Raw genomic sequence first — 17,996 nt, forward strand, 5'->3', positions numbered from 1 at the left:
GGGTAGCGCTTGGTCTTCTTGGCGATCTTGGCCATCCGGCCACGACTCTGCTCTGTCCACATTCAGAGCTTGAATCACAAAGCGCCTCAACGAAAAACCCCTGTCCGCGATTTTCCAAACGGCCTCTTAGATCAATTCCACAGAGTACCTGGAGAATTTCCGACGAAGGAATGGTGTGCATCCCAAAAGAATTTGTGAACAGGACCGGTCCGTTGTATGCGCGTGGAAACAACGAAGAGAACCACCGAAGGTGGATGGTTCAGCAGGAGGAAATTCTCAACCACGTCTTTGATATTACATTCGCAATAGCGCCAGATGCGCTTATCGAGGCCTGCTTTTCACAGCCATTCGGAATGGCAGATCAAGGACCGTATCGATCCTTGGGGCGGGAAGTGCGTCAGCGCTACGGCTGGACAAAATCTGAGAACGTTACCCTACACGATGGCCTTTTTATTTCAGATCGATCTATATTTGGGGTCGAAATCAAGCTCCGATCCAGAAGTAGTTCTTCTCAGATACTAAAATATGCCTCTCTGTTTGCCTGGGAAGAAATGCGAACGGGAGTTCGCGAGCAGTTGGGCTTGCTCTATATCCTCCAGAACCCTGCCGACTCGACACACTGGCGTCAGTGCGGCCTGGACGGTTCTCAAATCAGCTCAAACCTTCTGGAGACTGTTGACGCCACACAACTACCCAAGAGGATCAGAGATCTGGTCATGAACAATCGGGAAGCTTTAGTCTCGGTTCTGGACCGCATGGACCTGACGTCAATCACCTGGACGGACTTACGAAGTACCTGTGTCGAGTTCTGCAGTAAGCTGGATACCAGCCAACCAGGAAATCAAACGCTGATCAGGCTGGTCGAGGGACTTGTGGCCCAGATCAACGAACAAGTTCCAAGCTGACCCTCCCTCACTCCTTCACCGGCACCACCGGCTCGTTCTTGGTCTGGCGGATGGTGAGCGCCGTGCGCACGCTGTCGACATTGGGCGTGGCGGTGAGTTCGCGGATGATGAAGTTCTGGAACGCCTGCAGGTCCGGCACCACGCATTTCAGCAGGAAGTCGACCTCGCCGGACAGCATGTAGCTCTCGCGCACCTCGGGCCAGCTTTTTACCTTCGCCTCGAAGGCGTTGAGATCGCTTTCGGTCTGCGAATGCAGGCCGACCATGGCGAAGGCGGTGACCTCGTAGCCGAGTTGCTTCTCGTCCAGCAAGGTGCGGTAACCGGTGATCAGCCCGGCCTGTTCCAGCGCCCGCACGCGGCGCAGGCACGGCGGGGCGGAAATGCCGACGCGGCGCGCCAGCTCCACATTGGTGATGCGGCCATCCGCCTGCAGCTCTTTCAGAATGTGCCAATCAATCGCGTCGAGGCGAATTTTCACGCTGGTCTCCTTCACAAATCGCTGGCACAGACATGTCGTCGCCCCTTCGCCGAGTGCGGCGGCCGCGCAAGCCGCCACCCCGCCGTCGGCAGGCGGGAGGGCCGGCCGGACGGGCAAGGGGCGCGTCGCGCGACGCATATCGGGGCCGACAGATCGCGCCTCCTGGTCATCCGGGCACTTATGATTCTTTGCCGAAACCTGCAATACTATATCAACACAGGTCATGACGAAGAAATATCCGGAAAGCAAAACCGCACAGGAACCGGCAACCGCCTGGGTGCTGACCGACGGCAAGGCCGGCGACGAGACCCAGTGCCTGGCGGTGGCCGAGGCGCTGGGGATCGAGGCCGAGCGCCGCCGGGTGGCGCCGCGCGCGCCGTGGTCGTGGATCATGCCGCGCCTCGGCCTGATCGACCCGCGTGAGGCTCCGCTTCGCCCCGGCAGCCCGATCGCCCCGCCCTTTCCCGACCTCGTCATCGCCTCCGGCCGGCGCGCGGTCTCCTATCTCGCCCGCGTCAAGCGCGACAGCTTTGGGCGCACCTTCACCGTGCTCCTGAAGGACCCGCGCACCGGCGCGAAGGCCGCGGACCTGATCTGGGTGCCCGAGCACGACAGTTTGCGTGGCGACAACGTGATCGTGACGGCAAGCGGCCCGCACCGGTTCTCGCAGGCGCGGCTTGATGCCGCACGCGCCGCGCCCCGGCCGGAGATTGCCGCCCTGCCGCGCCCGCGCGTTGCCGTGCTGATCGGCGGCGACAGCCGCAACCACCGTTTCACGGAGGAAGACATCGCCCGCCTCGTCGCCGGGCTGGCACAGCTCGCAGGCGACGGCGCCGGGCTGATGATCACCGCTTCCCGCCGCACGCCGCCGGCCCTGGCGCAAGCGCTTGCCGGACTGGCACAAAACGGCCCGCACCTGATGTGGGACGGGCGCGGAGACAACCCGATGCTCGATTATCTCGCCAATGCCGACGCCGTGGTGGTGACGGCGGACAGCGCCAACATGGTCGGCGAGGCGCTGGCGAGCGGGCGGGCAGTGCATGTTTTCCACCCGAGCGGGGGACACCGCAAATTCGATGCGTTTCTGGGGGCGGTTTCGGCAAGGAACGCCGTGCACCCCTTTCCCGGACCGCTTAAAGTGACTACCTGTGAGCCGATCGATTCAACCCCGGTGATCGCCGAGGCGATCCGACGGCGATTCGCGGTGCATCGCGCCGCTTTCGCGCAAGAGGCGACCGGCGAACGGACATGACAGGCAAGGACGACGAAGCGATGGCCGAACAGCACCACAGACTCCTGATCATCGGCTCCGGTCCGGCCGGCTACACCGCCGCCGTCTATGCGGCCCGCGCCATGCTGGAGCCGGTGCTGATCACCGGCATCCAGCCGGGCGGCCAGCTCACCATCACCACCGAGGTGGAGAACTACCCCGGATTCGCCGACCCGATCCAGGGTCCCTGGCTGATGGAAGAGATGCGCAAGCAGGCGGAAAACGTCGGTACGACAATCGTTTACGACACGATCCTGTCGGCCGACCTTTCGGTGCGCCCGTTCCGCCTGACCGGCGACAGCGGCATCACCTACACCTGCGACGCCCTGGTGATCGCCACCGGCGCGCAGGCCAAGTGGCTGGGCATTGCGACCGAGCAGGAGTTCATGGGCGCCGGCGTCTCGGCCTGCGCCACCTGCGACGGATTCTTCTATCGCGGCAAGGAGGTGATCGTGGTCGGCGGCGGCAACACCGCCGTGGAGGAGGCGCTGTATCTCGCCAATCTCGCCTCCAAGGTGACCGTGGTGCACCGGCGCGATTCCTTCCGCGCCGAGAAGATCCTGCAGGAGCGGCTGGCCCGCAACGACAAGATCGAGGTGATCTGGGACAGCGTCGTCGAGGAAGTGCTCGGCGGCGGCATGCCGAAGGCGGTGACCGGCGCCCGCATCCGCAACATCCATACCGGCGAGACCCGCGACATTTTCGCCGACGGCTTCTTCGTCGCCATCGGCCACGCGCCGGCGGCGGAGCTGTTCAAGGATCAGGTGAAGATGAAGCCGTCGGGCTATATCTGGACCGCGCCGGACAGCACGGCGACCTCGATCCCCGGCGTCTTCGCCGCCGGCGACGTCACCGACGAGATCTACCGCCAGGCGGTGACCGCGGCCGGCATGGGCTGCATGGCGGCGCTCGAATGCGAGCGGTTTCTGGCCGAACATGAGATTGCGGAAGTGCAGGCCGCCGAATAGGCTGTCTGCCGGGAGGCTTCGGCCGAAATCGCAGGAACTGACGAGAACAGACAGAGGGTGTCGTGCCGCTTGACTGGGACAAGCTGAGGATTTTCCATGCGGCGGCGCAGGCCGGTAGCTTCACACATGCCGGCGATATGCTGAACATGAGCCAGTCGGCGGTCAGCCGGCAGGTCAGCGCGCTGGAGCACGACCTGAAGGTGCCGCTGTTCCACCGGCACGCGCGCGGTCTGCTGCTGACCGAGCAGGGCGAGGTGCTCTACCGCACCGCCCGCGAGGTGTTCATGAAGCTGGAGGCGGCGCAGGCGCGGCTGACCGACAGCCGCGAGAAGCCGAGCGGCGCGCTGAGGATCACCACCACCGTCGGCCTCGGCTCGACCTGGCTGACCCAGCGGCTGAACGAGTTCATCGACCTCTATCCGGAGATGGACCTGAGGCTGATCTTCGACGACGACGAACTCGACCTCGGGATGCGCGAGGCGGACGTGGCGATCCGCCTGCGCCAGCCGACCCAGCCGGACCTGATCCAGCGCAAGCTGTTCACCGTGCATTTCCACGTCTATGCGGCGCCGAGCTATATCCAGCGCTTCGGTGCGCCGAAGTCCGTCGCCGCCCTCGACGGCCACCGGATCGTCACCTTCGGCGAGCACGCTCCGCCCTATCTGCGCGACATGAACTGGCTGGAAACCGCCGGTCTGCCGCCGGGCGAGTCCCGCCGCTGCGTGCTGCGGGTCAACAACGTGGTGGCGATCAAGCGCGCCGTCCAGCGCGGCATCGGCATCGCCATGCTGCCGGACTATATCAACGAGGACAGTTCGGGCCTCGTGCAGCTTCTGCCCGAGGCGGAAGTGCCGAGCTTCGACACCTATTTCGTCTACCCGTCCGAGCTGAAGAACACCGCGCGCATCGCCGTGTTCCGCGACTTCCTGCTGGCCAAGGCCGAACGCTGGACCTATTGAGGCCACCCCGCCGCCCGCCCCGCCGCCCATCGGGGAGAGGCGGGCGCGCCGCCGCCGGTATCGCAAGCCGGTTCTCATCACGCGCCCCTTGCTGCCTGCATGGGATGCGGGCACGGCGCTGCCTGACCGAAAGGCAGTCGGCAGCCGTGGCCTCATCCGTATTTGCCCCTGTCGCACTGCGGCAGACTAGCACAGTGCCGAGAGGGCGGGCATAACGCCTCCGGCGCAGGCAGGAAATCCGCCGATTTCTCCGAATTTCGCAGGCAGATGGCTGAGCCATGACGAATTTGCATAGCAGATCTGCACGCGTGCTCCTTGCATAGGCGCGTTGTGCACTGCATATAAGCAACAGGCTGTTGGTCTGCTTCGTCGCTACCTCCTCCCAGCGACGTGTGATGCGACCAGCTGTTCCCCTCTGGAAGGTGATTTCGCCACGATGTGGCAAAATCAAATAACTGCCGGGTCTTCGGACCCGGCATTTTTTTTGCCCCGATGGCCGGCACGCAAAAAGGCCCGGCGCAGCGCACCGGGCCTCTCGGGCGTTTGGGCGGGGGAAGCCGGAAGCGCACCCCTCACATGTAGAGCTTCTCGCCCTCCAGATCCTTGTAGAGATGGGCGACCTGCTCGCCATAGCCGTTGAAGAGCTGGGTCGGCACCTGCTCGCCGGTCGGCAGCAACTGCTCGCGCGCCTGGCTCCAGCGCGGATGCGAGACCTCCGGGTTGACGTTGGCCCAGAAGCCGTACTCGCTCGCCTGCACCTCCTCCCAGAAGCTCACCGGCCGCTCCTCGACGAAGGAGAAGCGGACGATCGACTTGATCGACTTGAAGCCGTATTTCCACGGCAGGGCAAGGCGCAGCGGCGCGCCATACTGCTTGGCGAGCGGCTTGCCGTAGACACCGGTGACCAGGAAGGCGAGCTCGTTGGTCGCCTCGGCCAGGGTCACCCCCTCCACATAGGGCCAGGGATACCAGGAGGCCCGCTGGCCGCCGGCGGTGGCGGGATCGAGGAAGGTCTCCATGCGCAGGTATTTCGCCTCCGCCTTCGGCGCGGCGAGACGCACCAGTTCGGCAAGCGGAAAGCCGGTCCACGGCACTGCCATGGCCCAGGCTTCGACGCAGCGGAAGCGATAGAGCCGCTCCTCCAGCGAGACCTTCTGCATCAGCTCGTCGAAATCCAGCACCTGCGGATTGTCGCAAAGCCCGTCGATCTTCACCTCCCAGGGGCGGATCTTCAGCGCCTGCGCGGCGGAGGCGATCTGCTTGTGCGAGCCGAATTCGTAGAAATTGTTGTAGATCGAGGTGACCTTTTCCGGGGTGATCTCGCGGTCGAGCGTGTAGGCCTCGTTGCGCGGCGCCGGATAGAGCCCGGCAGTGGGGTCCTCCTCCGCGAAGGCCGGTCTCGGCAGGCCCGCCCCGGCCATCGAAGCTCCGGCAATGCCAAGCCCGGCCAGCACCGAGCGGCGGTTGAAAAACACGGCCTCCGGCGTCGCCTCGCGCTCCGGCAACTCCCAGCTCCGTCTGCGGATGATGTTCATCGTGATCCGTCCTCTTCCAGCCCGTATCGCCCAGCCCGTTTCGCCCAGCCCGTATTGTCCGTCCGGCCTCCAATTGACCTAGCGCGCCCGCTCCATCCCGGCAAATCAACAGCGATTGAACACCATGTGCCGGGCGCGTGAAAGCGCGCCGCCGGCCGCTCCTCAGGGCAGCTCGCGCAGCCGGTGGCCGGAGGCCTCCTGCCCGGCGGTCGCCGGCAGAACGGCGAAGATCGGCAGGGAGACCAGCGCCAGCGCTCCCGCCACCGCGAAGGCGATGTGGAAGTTGACGAGGCCCAGTGCATCGCCGGTGACCCAGCCCGTCGCCTCCAGCACGAAGCCGGCCAGCGCCACGCCCAGCGCCAGCGAGACCTGCTGGAACACCGAACTGAGCGCCGTCGCCTGGCTCGCCTCGCCGTCGTCGACGCTGGTGAACATCAGCCCGTTGGAGGCGGTGAACAGGAACGAGCGGGTCAGGCCGGCGCCATAGAGCACCAGCACGAAGATCCACACCGGGGTTCCCGGCGCGAAGCCGGCCATGGCGAAGGACAGCAGCGCGCCGCCGAGCGAGGCGATCACCATCGCCGTGCGGAAGCCGAGCGCGGCGAGCGCCCGCTTGACGATGAACTTCATCGAGATGGCGCCAAAGGCCCCGGTGAAGGTGATGAGGCCGGACTGGAAGGCATTGTAGCCAAAGCCCGTCTGCAGCATCAGCGGCATCAGGAAGGGCATCGAGCCCGACGAGATGCGGAAGATGTTGGTGCCGATCAGGGTCAGGCCGAAGGCGCGGTTGCGCAGCAGCGCGGGATCGAGGATCGGGTTGTCCCGCCTGCGGGCATGGGCGAGATAGGCGGCAAGGGCGGCAAGGCCGACGACGGTGGTCACAAGGCCGACGGCCGGCGGCAGCGCCGGCAGGCTGATCACCGACAGGCCGAAGACGATGCCGGCCGCCGCCGTGCCCGTCAGCAGGAAGCCGGTCCAGTCGAGCCGCGAGGTCTCGCGCCGCGGGATCTCCGGCAGGTAGATCCCGCAGAGCCAGATGCCGGCCAGCCCGATCGGCACGTTGATGATGAAGATCCAGTGCCAGGACAGATAGGTGGTGAGAAACCCGCCGATCGGCGGCCCGGCCATCGGGCCGATCAGCCCGGGGATCGTCATCAGGGTCATCGCATGCAGCAGGTCCTTCTTCTGGAAGGTCCTGACCAGGATGAGGCGGCCGACCGGCACCATCATCGAGCCGCCCATGCCCTGCAGGAAGCGCGACAGCACGAAGGTCAGCAGCGAGTCGGAGAAGGCGCAGGCGAGCGACCCGATGACGAAGACGACGATCGCCCAGCGGAAGACGCGCTTGGCGCCGAGCGTGTCGGCCATCCAGCCGCTGACCGGGATGAAGATGCCGAGCGCCACCAGATAGGAGGTCAGCGCCAGTTTCAGCGCGATCGGGCTGGTGCCCAGATCCGCGGCGATCACCGGCAGCGACGTGGCGATGACGGTGGAATCCATCATCTCCATGAAGAACGCAAAGGCGATGATGAGCGGGACGGTATTCATGATGTCCGGGGGCAGGTGCGGCGCGGGAGGGAAGGCCGCCCCTCTCAATAGCCCGAAAGCGGAGGGCTGCAAATGGCGAAACGGCAAAAGCCGCAGCACCGGGCAGCGCCGCCGACGCTGCCCGGTCCCGTCTTGCGCAGTCGATCAGGGCGCGCCGGAAATCCGATAGACCCCGCCCTCGCCCTCGTCGGTGGAGAACCACAGGGCGCCGTCCGGGCCGTTGCGCAGGGTGCGAATCCGGCCATAGGCGCCGACGATGAGCCGTTCCTCCGCGGTCACCTGACCGTTCTCGACCGTCAGCCGGGCGATCAACTGGTCCTTCAGCGCCCCGACGAACAGGTCGCCGCGCCATTGCGGCACCGCATCGCCGGTGTAGAAGGCCATGCCGGAAGGGGCGATCGACGGGTCCCAGTAATGCACCGGCTGCTCATAGCCCTCCGCATGGGTCCCGACGCCGATCCGCGCGCCGGAATAGTGGCGGCCATAGGAAATCACCGGCCAGCCGTAATTCTTGCCGGCTTGCGGAATGTTGATCTCGTCGCCGCCGCGCGCGCCATGCTCGACGGTCCACAGAACGCCGGTGCCGGGCTCGATGGCCGCGCCCTGGATGTTGCGATGGCCGGTGGACCAGATCTCGGGCAGCGCCCGACCGCCGCCGGCAAACGGATTGTCGGCCGGGATCGATCCGTCCGCGGCGACCCGCAGCACGGAGCCGGCATGGTCGCGCGGATCCTGTGCCCGCTCGTCCTCGCCGCGATCGCCGAGGGTGACGAAGAGCGTGCCGTCGGGCGCCGGCACGATGCGCGCGCCGAAATGCCGTCCGCCGGAGGTCTTGCGGTTCATGCTCGCCAGAACCGTGACGTCTTCCAGCCGTGCCGCCTCCCCCTCGACGACCAGACGGGCCCGGGCGGCGGCCGTTCCCGCCCCGCCCTCTCCCGGTTCGGAATAGGTGAGATAGACCGTGCCGCTCTCGGGGAAATCGGGCGCCACGACGAGGTCGAGCAACCCGCCCTGCCCCGAGGCGCGCACCTGCGGCACGCCGGCGACCTCGACCCGCCTCTCCCCGTCGGGCGAGACGAGCAGCATGCGCCCGCCCACCTCGTTGACCAGCACGGAGCCGTCGGGAAGGAAGTCGAACCCCCAGGGATGGGACAGGCCGGCAACGATGCGGGTCACGGAGAAGCTGACATCGCCGGCCGTGTGCACCGATTGGGCGGAAACGCTGGCGCAGGCGGCGACAAGAACCGCGCTGCCTGCCAGGACGGTGAGTGCTGAGCGCAAGGAATCCTCCCCTAGCAATGGCCCCCTAGCAATGGCCCCCAGGGGGTTAGCTAGGGTGCACAGGGAGAATGGCAAACGCCAAGCGGGCATCTGCAAGCGCCGGGCGGGCGCGGCGCGGCGGATGCCGCGCCGTCCCCTGCGGTCCCGGACGGCCCCGTCACGCCGCCTGGCGGCCGTGCCGGGCCATAACCTGATCGGCGGCCTTGCCGGTCAGTTCCGCCAGATGGTCGAAGCAGCTCGAATAGGTGGCAACCCCCGCCGTCGCCGAGCGCAGCTCGACGATGAGGCCGGAGAGCTCGCTTTCGGGCATCAGGGCGCGGACCTCGTCCCAGCCGCTCCAGCCCGGCCTTGCATCGAAGCCGAGCAACTGGCCGCGCCGCGCCGAGACGATGGCGTTGATCCGCGCCGTCGCCTCGCTGGGGCAGGCGATGGTCACCTGGTGGATCGGCTCCAGCAGCACCGGCCGGCACTCCGGCAGCCCCTCGCGCATCGCCTGGATCGCCGCCATGCGGAATGCCTGGTCCGAGGAATCGACGCTGTGATAGGACCCGTCGGTCAGCGTCACGGCGATATCGACCGTCGGAAAACCGAGCGTGCCGGTCTTCAAGGCTTCCTCGACCCCCGCCCGCACCGAAGGGATGTACTGCTTGGGGACCACGCCGCCGGTGATCGTATCGGTGAAGACGAAGCCCTCGCCGCGCGCAAGCGGGCGGATCTCGATGGCGACATCGCCGAACTGGCCGTGGCCGCCCGACTGCTTCTTGTGACGGGCGCGCACGGACGCGCCGGCGCGGATCGTCTCGCGATAGGGGATCGCCGCCTCCCCCGTCTCCACCGTCAGCCCGTATTTGCCGGTCAGCCGCTCCAGCGCCACCCGCAGATGCATCTCGCCCTGGCCGTCGAGACGGGTTTCACTGGTGTCCTGCGCCTGGGTGACGACGAGTGCCGGATCCTCCTCGCACAGCTTGGTGAGCGCCGCCGACAGCTTGACCTCGTCGCGCCGCTCGCGCGGAGAGATGGCAAGGCCCAGAACCGGCGGCGACACGCTCAGCGGGGCGAGTTGCGGCGCCGGGGCTGCTCCCCCCAGCGTGTCGCCGGTCCTGACGCCGTCGAGCTTGCCGAGCCCGACCGTGTCGCCGGCCTCCGCCGGTGGCCGCTTGACCGCCTGCTGACCCATCACCCGGTAGAAGCCGGAGATGCGCACCTGCTCGCCGTCGGGCCGGGTCAGTGTGTCGGCATCGGCGAGCCGGCCCGACAGCAGCCGGGCGATGGAGAGCTTGCCCGCATGCAGCGTGTGTACCGTCTTGAGGATCTGCACCACCGGGCCGTCGGTCTCCTCCAGGCCGAGGCGGGCGCGGGTGGCGGCAACGCCCGGCGCGTCGTGGCGCAGCGTCTTGAGCAGCCGGCCGACGCCGTTGCCATGTTCGGCCGAGCCGAACAGCACCGGGCAGATCAGCCCATCCCGCATCTCGGTGCTGATGTCGGCGAAGATCCGCTCGCGCTCCGGCGCGATGTCCTCCAGCAGCGATTCCATCAAGACGTCATCATGGTCGGCGAGCGTCTCCAGCATGGAGAAGCGCGCTTCCACCTCCCGCGCCATCGCCTCGTTGGGAATGTCGATGACCTGGCTTTCGGCGTGTTCGCGGTAGACATAGGCGCGCTCGAGCGCCAGATCGATGAAGCCGGTGGCGATGCCCTCGTTCCAGATCGGGATCTGGCGCAGCACCAAGGGCACGGCCGAAGCCGGCTGCAACATCGCCAGCACGTCGCGCAGCCGCGAGCCGGTCTTGTCGATCTTGTTGAGGAAGAGCAGGCGCGGAATGCCGCGATCCTCCAGATGCTTGAGGATAACCTGCAAGGCCGCGACCTTCTTCTCGTCGGCCTCCGCCACGACGACCGCAAGGTCGATCCCCGGCAGCACGCCGGTCATGTCGCCGAGAAAGTCGATCGCGCCGGGGCAGTCGAGAAAGGTGAAGCGGTCGCCGAGATACTCCGCCTCGGCCGCGTTGACCTCGACGCTCATGGCATGGCCGCGCGCTTCCGGCGCGCCGTCCCCGACCGTATTGCCGGCTCCGACCGATCCCTGCCTGGCTATGGCCCCCGTGCGGGCGAGCACTGCTTCCAGCAACGTCGTCTTGCCGCTGCCGAACGGCCCGAAGATCCCGATGCACCGGGGCCCGGTTTCTCTGCCGCCGGCTGCACCGCCATTCACCCTGTCTGCGCCCATGTCGCGTCTCCTTCTCCCGTCGGCCCCGCAGGGCCGCGTGTTGTCAGGAGGAGCCGGGCGCGGCTGACCTAGTGTGGTGAATTTGAAATACGCCTCATTTTTGCAGCGTGCCGGTGAGCGTATTTCAAATTCGAAAACCACACTAGAAACATAGACTTGTTAGTCACCCTTTTGAATCTGAAGTTCGTTCAGAGCATGCCGAGAAATGTGACGAACTTCAGATTCGGGTGACTAGCGGCACCGCGCACCGGCACCGCCGCCCGCCGACAGCGGGCGGACACTCATCGTCGCGCCGAAATCGCGGTGAACGCAAGGGAAACCTGTACCGCACTGCGGCAAGCTGCGGCAGGCCGGGGTCCCGGAAACGGCAGCGGCCGGCGACATCGCTGCCGCCGGCCGCAGGACGCGGGACAATCCGTCGCGGCGTTTACGCGAGATTGCCGCAGAAGCGCTGGATGCGGGTGCAGGCCTCCTCCAGCGCCTCGGTGGAGGTCGCGTAGGAAATGCGGAAGTTGGGGCCGAGGCCGAAGGCCGAGCCCTGGACGACGGCGACGCCCTCGGCCTCCAGCAGTTCGGTGACGAAGTCCTCGTCGGTCTCGATCACCTTGCCGGACGGCGCGGTCTTGCCGATCGTGCCGGCGCAGGACGGGAAGACGTAGAACGCCCCTTCCGGCATCGGGCAGGTCAAGCCCTTGGCCTGGTTCAGCATCGACACGACGAGATCGCGGCGGGCCTTGAACACCTCGTTGTTGGCCGCAATGAAGTCCTGCGGACCGTTCAGCGCCTCGACCGCCGCCCACTGGGCGATGGAGCTCGGGTTGGAGGTCGACTGGGACTGCACCTTGGCCATCGCCTTGATCAGTTCGACCGGGCCGCCGGCATAGCCGATGCGCCAGCCGGTCATGGCATAGGCCTTGGAAACGCCGTTCACCGTCAGGGTGCGGTCGTAGAGCTTGGGCTCGACCTGGGCCGGCGAGGTGAATTCGAAGCCGTCATAGACGAGATGCTCGTACATGTCGTCCGACATCACCCAGACATGCGGGTGCCGCAGCAGCACGTCGGTCAGCGCCTTGAGCTCGTCACGGGTATAGGCGGCGCCCGACGGGTTCGACGGCGAGTTGAAGATGAACCACTTGGTCTTCGGCGTTATCGCCGCCTCCAGCGCCTCGGCGGTGATCTTGAAGGTCGACTTGTCGGCCTCGACGATCACCGGCTCGCCGCCGGCCAGCAGCACCATGTCCGGGTAGCTAACCCAGTAAGGGGTCGGCACGATGACCTCGTCGCCCGGATTGATGGTGGCGATCAGCGCGTTGTACAGCACCTGCTTGCCGCCCGTGCCGACGGTGATCTGCGACGGCTCGTAGGTGAGGCCGTTCTCACGGCTGAACTTGGCGCAGATCGCCGCCTTCAGCTCGGGGATACCGTCGACGGCCGTGTATTTCGTCTTGCCCTCGGTGATCGCGGCAATCGCCGCCGCCTTGATGTTCTCCGGCGTGTCGAAATCGGGCTCGCCCGCGCCGAGGCCAATGACGTCGCGCCCGGCGGCCTTGAGTTCGCGAGCCTTGTTGGTCACGGCGATGGTAGCGGACGGTTTGACGCGCGAAAGTGCGTCGGCAATGAAGCCCATGATGCTCTCCCGATGAGGCAATTGCCCGATAAGGCAGGGATTGAAAGCGCGCGGGAGACTACTTCCCGCACCCCGGCCACGCAAGGGAAGATGGTGCGCACCGCCAAGGTTTTGCGCGCAAGACGGCGACCCGGCGCGCCCCGAGGATCGCTTTGTCATCTATCCCGTCGGCCGTTGCGAACGCAGCCGGGCCACGCGGCCCGGCGTAAGCTAGTGCTTGGTCTCGATCAGCAGGTAATGCGTCGGCCCGCTCTCGATCAGCATCACGCGCATGCGCTTGCTGCGCGTCACTCCGTCGAAGCCGCTCACGGTCGCCTGCAGCGGCGTGTTGCCGCCCTTGCGGGCGTGATCGACCAGCGTGACGAAGGTCTTGGGATGCAGCATCGTCTCGGTGATCGGCGCGGATTCCATCAGTTGCTCGGTCACGGCAAAGGTCTTGCGCGCCGCGTTATTTGCCGAGACCAGCATCCGGGTGCGGACATCGACGACGAGCATCGGCGCATAGACGCAATTGAAGATCTGCTGGAAGTCGACCCCGCGCTCCTTGACCTTGGTGGCCGAGAAGACGATGCCGCCGAGCCCGGCCGAGACGCGGAACGGGATCACGTCATAGTTCAGCGTGAAGGAATCGCCGCTCGCCAGGAAGAACCGCTTGCTGCCGTCCATCGGCGCGCGCCGCGCCAGCGCCGTCAGCACCACCGAGGCCAGCGTCTTGCCGACCCGGTTGGGGATATGCGCAATGTTGCGACCGATGCACAGCGAGGCGTCGGGGATCTCGAACAGCTTGTTGAAGGCATCGTTGGCGTAGCGCAGGTAGCCGAAGCTGTCGACGACGAGCACCGACTTCTCGCTGTCCTCCACCAGATGCCGGATCAGCGGCGCGACACCGCGCACCGCCGTCCCGTTGGCCTCGTCCTCGACCTCCGAGCCGGAGACCGCGATGACGAACGTGCGCCCGCCCTCCGCCTGATAGCGCATCGCGACCAGCGACAGGCCGGCGCCGAGATCGTCGCCGCCGAGTTCGATCGGCCCGGCGGATCCGCCTTTCACCGCCTGCTGGATCAGCCCGAGGATCTGTTTCTGGTCGTTCTGGGCCATGTGGCGCATGGCCGTCGACAGCGACGCCTCGTTCAGTCCCGAGCGGTGTTCGAAATCGAGCGAGCGCGGCTCCAGCCAGACGACCCGCTTGGCCTGGATATCGACCATGAAGAACGACAGGCCAGCGATCGACATTGCCGGCGCCCCGCTTGCGCCGGGCACCGGCCGCACGACAGCCTCGCCGTCCGGGTCTCCAACCTCAGGCGGGCGGGCGCTCTTCTCCATTGCATCCATTTGGCTTTTCCGGTTACTTGCGGGCGAGCCGGGGCCGGCGCGCACAGGACCTCTAACTGTCTGGTTTCCATCCTGACCGGGAGCTCCTGAGATTCGGTAAAGCCGAAGCTCGAAATTGACCGGAACCCGAAGATCGGCCCTGCCTTGGTTCTGCCGCGAAATGACACCGGAAGCGCCTGAAAGGCGGCTTGGGGAAGTCCAACTCGCCGATCACCTTGCCAGCATCAGGCACGTCCGTTTGGTCGGAGATAAGTCATGCGTTCCAGTACCCGGTCATCCCGCTCCCGCTTCGGCAGGACATTCAATGCCCTCGCGGTTGCCGTGCTCGGCGCCCTCCCCGCCCTGCTGATCGCCTCCAGCGCCCGTGCCTCCGGCAGCTCCTTCGTCGAGGACTGGACCATGGGGGTCCTGCTTCTCGCCTTCGGCAGCATGCTCGTGCTGGTGACCATGCTGGGCAAGCGCCTGTCGCAGGGTCTGGCGAGCGGCAGCCGCCTGCGCTCCGACGCCCGGGGAGAGCGCTGATGCGCAGCCCGTCGCCCAGCCTTGCCGACCGCATGCCCGCGCAGAACCGCCGCGACGAGGGTCATGGCGCCCTCCTGCTCGCCGCGGCCATCGGCATCGGCCTGCTCTTCGCCGGCACGCTGACCGTGTTCGGCGAGCCGCTGACCCACTCCCTCAAGGATCTGGCCCTCAAGGATCTGGCCCTCAAGGATCTGGCCCTCAAGGATCTGGCCTCGGCCGCCGCCCCTGCCGACCCCTCCCGCTGAACATGCATGCGGCCGTCCTTTCGGCCTCGTTCTTTCCACCATTGGCAAAGCGCCCTGCCAGCGCGTAGGCTCTTGCAGGGACGGGCCGTATCCCCCCACGCCCCGGATCTTGCGATGGATCAAGGATCCGGCGGCGGGGAACGGCAATGGTCCTGACAGGGACGGATTCCGGAGGCAGGCCGACAGGCGCCCCACGGGGCCACGAGCTGGTGTGCATCGCACGCGGCCCGTGCGGGCGGGGTCCGGTTCCCCTTGCGACGGGAGCGGAGTTCGAGCCATGGCGGTCAACCTGACACTTTCCCCGGCAACCATGCGCATGCTGGTGCAGAAGGCCCGCGCCGCATCCGCATCGGCGCTGGACGGCGGCTATGACGACGGCCGCGACCGGGAGATCGAGTTCGACGTCGACACCCTGCAGGACACCCATGCCCATGACGGCCTCGCCGAAGAAGAAACCGAGGACCTGTCGGCCGAGGAACTGAGGGAACTCATCGAAGATCTTAACGTCGATGAGGCCGCCGAACTCGTCGCCACCGTCTGGATCGGCCGCGGCGACTACGAGGCGGACGACTTCGACCAGGCTGTCGAGGATGCGCGCGAACGTGCCCTTGGATCAACCGCCAAGTATCTGATCGGAATGCCACTTCTTGCCGATCACCTGGAGGCGGGGTTGGACGCTCTCGACCTCTAGGGTCGACCCGCTCCACAGGCGCCAGCCTTTTCTCTGGATATCCGTGCCTGCCGCGCCACCGGGGGGTTTACAGATTGTTAACCATGACGGTTAACTCTCCGATGGCGCGAAAACAGGTCGGAGACACCGCATGAGCTTCACGGATCGCAGCCAGAACGACGAAAAAGCCGGTGCCTATGCCGACATGCTGACGAGCGCCAAGCCCTCCCCCTGGCCCATCGCCCTGCGCGTGACCAGCGCCGCCCTGCTGCTGACCCTGATCATCTGCTACGCCTTCCCCAACGGCTGATTTCGCGCGTCGGATCAACCCGCTTGCAGCGGGCTCCGCTTTCCGATAGCGCAAGCTGATGAGCCGCACCCTTGCCAATTCCCTCCTGCTTCTGACCGCCCTGATCTGGGGCTCCGCCTTCGTCGGGCAGGCGACGGCGATGAAGCATCTCGGCCCCCTGACCTTTACCGGCCTCCGCTTCCTGATGGCCGCGCTCGCCGTCCTGCCCTTCGCCCTGGCCGAGGCGCGCCTGCGCCGCGACCGGCCGCTGGACCTGCGCAGCGCCGCGTCCTTCACCGGGCTCGGACTGGTGTTCTTCGCGGCGATCACCCTGCAGCAGGTGGGTCTGCTCACCACCACCGTCACCAATGCCGGCTTTCTCACCGGCATCTATGTGGTGCTGACGCCGCTGGTGGCGCTGGCAGCCTTCCGCGAAATGCCGCATCCGATTGTCTGGCCGGCCTCGCTGGTGACGCTCGCCGGCATCTACCTGCTCGGCGGCGGCGCGCTTTCCGCGCTCACCACCGGCGATCTGCTGATGCTGGTCTGCGCGGTCTTCTGCGCCCTGCATGTCGGGCTGATCGGCAGCGTCGTGCGCCACTGCGCCCGGCCCGTGCTGCTGTCGGTCTGGCAGTTCGCCGTGGTGGGAACGGCAGCGATTATCCCCGGCCTGCTGCTGGAGCCGGTGAGCCTTGCGGCCGTGCTCGCGGCCTGGCCAGAGCTGCTCTACACGGGCCTCGTCTCCGGCGGCCTCGCCTTCACCCTGCAGGCCATCGGCCAGCGCTGGACACGGGCGGCCGATGCCGCGATCCTGCTGTCTTCCGAGGCGCTGTTCGCCGCCCTGTTCGGCGCGCTGCTGCTGGGCGAGCGGCTGGGACCGACGGGGCTTGCAGGCTGTGCGCTGATCTTCGCCGCGATCCTCGCCGTCCAGTTGGTACCGATGCTTGCCCGCCCGCGGCGGGCAGCGCCTGCCGCACCCACCCTCGCGCCGACCGCTGCCGCCAAACCGGAGCCGGCGACCTCCGCCTGAGGAAACGGCCCGACCGTCGCACAGGAGACGAACTGCCGTGACCGACATCGTCCCGCCCCCCGCAGGCCGCTCCCCCGGACGGATCGACGCCCTGGACGCGGCGCGCGGGCTCGCGCTCGCGACGATGGCCGTCTATCACTTCTCCTGGGACCTGAAATGGTTCGGCGTCGTCGACTGGCCGGTCGATTCGGCCATCGGCTGGCGGGCCTTCGCCATGGCCATCGCCGCAAGCTTCCTGTTCCTGGTCGGCGTCGGCCTGGCGCTGGCCTATCGCGAGGGCCTGCGCCCCCGCCATGCCCTTTGGCGGGCGGGGCGGATCGCGCTGGCCGCCGCCGCCATCAGCCTGGCCACCTATGCGGCGCTCGGCGACCAGTATGTGCGCTTCGGCATCCTGCACGCGATCGCCGCCGGATCGCTGCTGGCGCTGCCGGCCCTGCGCGCACCGCTGTGGCTGGTGACCGGCCTCGCCCTTGCGGCGCTGGCGCTGCCGCACCTGGTCAGCGTGAGCTTTCCCGGCGATGCCTGGTTGATGTGGAGCGGCCTTGTCGCCGCCCCGCCTCTGTCGGTCGACTATGTGCCGCTGCTGCCGTGGATCGCGCCGATCTTCGCAGGCATCGTCGCGGCGCGCGTGGGGCTTGCCACCGGTGTCTTCGCACGGTTGTCGCACTGGACCGCGCGGGGGGCGCCCGCCCGTCTCGCCGCGCTTGCCGGCCGTCACTCGCTGCTCGTCTATCTCTTGCACCAGCCGATCCTTTTCGGCCTGGTGTGGACAGCGGCCAGTCTCGGACTGACGCCCGACCGCGCCGCCGCGACCTTTGTCGAGCAATGCGTCCAGAGCTGCACCCTCACCGGCGAGGAAGCCGCCTGCCGCAGCACCTGCACCTGCACCGTCGAGGCGCTGCAGGCCGACGGCACCTGGGCGGCGCTGCTCGCCCGCCCCGATGATCCCGCGCTCAACGACCGGCTGGCCGAACGCTACCGCCTGTGCCGCGACCAGGCGCAGTAGCGGCCCTCACCGGAACGTGACACAGGTCACTTCGCGACCCGCCGTGCGAACGCATTCTCATGCTACAGTCACGAGGCGAGCAGGGACCACCACAGACATGACGG

General features: G+C 66.9%; 17 protein-coding genes. 10 read left to right on the forward strand and 7 right to left on the reverse strand.

All coding sequences use genetic code 11. The annotated features are described in order from the left end of the window. On the forward strand, positions 1 to 905 hold a 905-nt coding region (locus tag TSB10GB4_RS02710; RefSeq protein ID WP_208984379.1), incomplete at its 5' end, for a hypothetical protein. 7 nt (positions 906 to 912) lie between these two features. Here the strand turns inward: TSB10GB4_RS02710 and TSB10GB4_RS02715 are convergent. Continuing rightward, positions 913 to 1,383 (reverse strand): Lrp/AsnC family transcriptional regulator, encoded by a 471-nt coding sequence (locus TSB10GB4_RS02715; RefSeq protein WP_186394460.1) that lies wholly within the window; start codon positions 1,381 to 1,383, stop codon positions 913 to 915. Between the two features lie 223 nt (positions 1,384 to 1,606). Here TSB10GB4_RS02715 and TSB10GB4_RS02720 point away from each other — a divergent pair, with 223 nt between their 5' ends. The 3 genes from TSB10GB4_RS02720 to TSB10GB4_RS02730 all read left to right on the forward strand — a co-directional run bounded on the left by TSB10GB4_RS02720 (position 1,607) and on the right by TSB10GB4_RS02730 (position 4,580). Beyond that, positions 1,607 to 2,635, forward strand: a complete 1,029-nt coding sequence (locus TSB10GB4_RS02720) for a mitochondrial fission ELM1 family protein (protein ID WP_186394461.1) — start codon at positions 1,607 to 1,609, stop codon at positions 2,633 to 2,635. A gap of 20 nt (positions 2,636 to 2,655) precedes the next feature. Further along, on the forward strand, positions 2,656 to 3,621 hold the full coding sequence (gene trxB / locus TSB10GB4_RS02725; RefSeq protein ID WP_186394558.1) for a thioredoxin-disulfide reductase: 966 nt from the start codon (positions 2,656 to 2,658) through the stop codon (positions 3,619 to 3,621). A gap of 62 nt (positions 3,622 to 3,683) precedes the next feature. After that, positions 3,684 to 4,580 (forward strand): LysR family transcriptional regulator, encoded by an 897-nt coding sequence (locus tag TSB10GB4_RS02730; protein WP_186387265.1) that lies wholly within the window; start codon positions 3,684 to 3,686, stop codon positions 4,578 to 4,580. Positions 4,581 to 5,152: 572 nt separating this feature from the next. Here the strand turns inward: TSB10GB4_RS02730 and msrP are convergent. From msrP to TSB10GB4_RS02760, 6 genes are all read right to left on the reverse strand, one after another. Beyond that, complete coding sequence (gene msrP, locus TSB10GB4_RS02735; RefSeq protein WP_186394462.1) at positions 5,153 to 6,115, reverse strand: protein-methionine-sulfoxide reductase catalytic subunit MsrP; 963 nt, start codon at positions 6,113 to 6,115, stop codon at positions 5,153 to 5,155. A gap of 162 nt (positions 6,116 to 6,277) precedes the next feature. Further along, positions 6,278 to 7,663 carry a DHA2 family efflux MFS transporter permease subunit gene (locus TSB10GB4_RS02740; protein WP_186394463.1) on the reverse strand — a complete coding sequence of 462 codons (1,386 nt, stop codon included), beginning with the start codon at positions 7,661 to 7,663 and terminating at the stop codon, positions 6,278 to 6,280. Between the two features lie 144 nt (positions 7,664 to 7,807). Further along, on the reverse strand, positions 7,808 to 8,944 hold the full coding sequence (locus TSB10GB4_RS02745) for a PQQ-dependent sugar dehydrogenase (protein WP_244296433.1): 1,137 nt from the start codon (positions 8,942 to 8,944) through the stop codon (positions 7,808 to 7,810). Between the two features lie 157 nt (positions 8,945 to 9,101). After that, a complete protein-coding gene (locus TSB10GB4_RS02750; RefSeq protein WP_186394465.1) occupies positions 9,102 to 11,171 on the reverse strand; it encodes an elongation factor G in 2,070 nt (689 codons plus the stop codon). A gap of 427 nt (positions 11,172 to 11,598) precedes the next feature. Continuing rightward, positions 11,599 to 12,798: a pyridoxal phosphate-dependent aminotransferase gene (locus tag TSB10GB4_RS02755; RefSeq protein WP_186394466.1), complete on the reverse strand. Its 1,200-nt coding sequence runs from the start codon at positions 12,796 to 12,798 to the stop codon at positions 11,599 to 11,601. Positions 12,799 to 13,008: 210 nt separating this feature from the next. After that, on the reverse strand, positions 13,009 to 14,031 hold the full coding sequence (locus TSB10GB4_RS02760; RefSeq protein WP_186387259.1) for a PAS domain-containing protein: 1,023 nt from the start codon (positions 14,029 to 14,031) through the stop codon (positions 13,009 to 13,011). Positions 14,032 to 14,385: 354 nt separating this feature from the next. On the opposite strand from TSB10GB4_RS02760, the gene TSB10GB4_RS02765 reads away from it, so the two are divergent. From TSB10GB4_RS02765 to TSB10GB4_RS02790, 6 genes are all read left to right on the forward strand, one after another. Then, positions 14,386 to 14,652 carry a hypothetical protein gene (locus TSB10GB4_RS02765; protein WP_186387258.1) on the forward strand — a complete coding sequence of 89 codons (267 nt, stop codon included), beginning with the start codon at positions 14,386 to 14,388 and terminating at the stop codon, positions 14,650 to 14,652. Next, on the forward strand, positions 14,652 to 14,897 hold the full coding sequence (locus TSB10GB4_RS02770; protein ID WP_186394467.1) for a hypothetical protein: 246 nt from the start codon (positions 14,652 to 14,654) through the stop codon (positions 14,895 to 14,897). Before TSB10GB4_RS02765 ends, TSB10GB4_RS02770 begins: the two co-directional genes overlap by 1 nt. Positions 14,898 to 15,174: 277 nt before the next feature. Beyond that, the gene (locus tag TSB10GB4_RS02775; protein ID WP_186394468.1) at positions 15,175 to 15,588 is read left to right on the forward strand and encodes a DUF3775 domain-containing protein; all 414 of its coding nucleotides are present in this window, start codon (positions 15,175 to 15,177) and stop codon (positions 15,586 to 15,588) included. A gap of 130 nt (positions 15,589 to 15,718) precedes the next feature. Then, the gene (locus TSB10GB4_RS02780) at positions 15,719 to 15,877 is read left to right on the forward strand and encodes a hypothetical protein (RefSeq protein WP_186387255.1); all 159 of its coding nucleotides are present in this window, start codon (positions 15,719 to 15,721) and stop codon (positions 15,875 to 15,877) included. Between the two features lie 58 nt (positions 15,878 to 15,935). Further along, complete coding sequence (locus TSB10GB4_RS02785) at positions 15,936 to 16,886, forward strand: DMT family transporter (protein ID WP_186394469.1); 951 nt, start codon at positions 15,936 to 15,938, stop codon at positions 16,884 to 16,886. 37 nt (positions 16,887 to 16,923) lie between these two features. After that, positions 16,924 to 17,892 (forward strand): heparan-alpha-glucosaminide N-acetyltransferase, encoded by a 969-nt coding sequence (locus TSB10GB4_RS02790; RefSeq protein ID WP_208984380.1) that lies wholly within the window; start codon positions 16,924 to 16,926, stop codon positions 17,890 to 17,892. Positions 17,893 to 17,996 lie beyond the last annotated feature (104 nt).

Origin of the sequence: Stappia sp. TSB10GB4, from assembly GCF_900185745.1 — a bacterium.
Classification (GTDB): Bacteria; Pseudomonadota; Alphaproteobacteria; order Rhizobiales; family Stappiaceae; genus Stappia.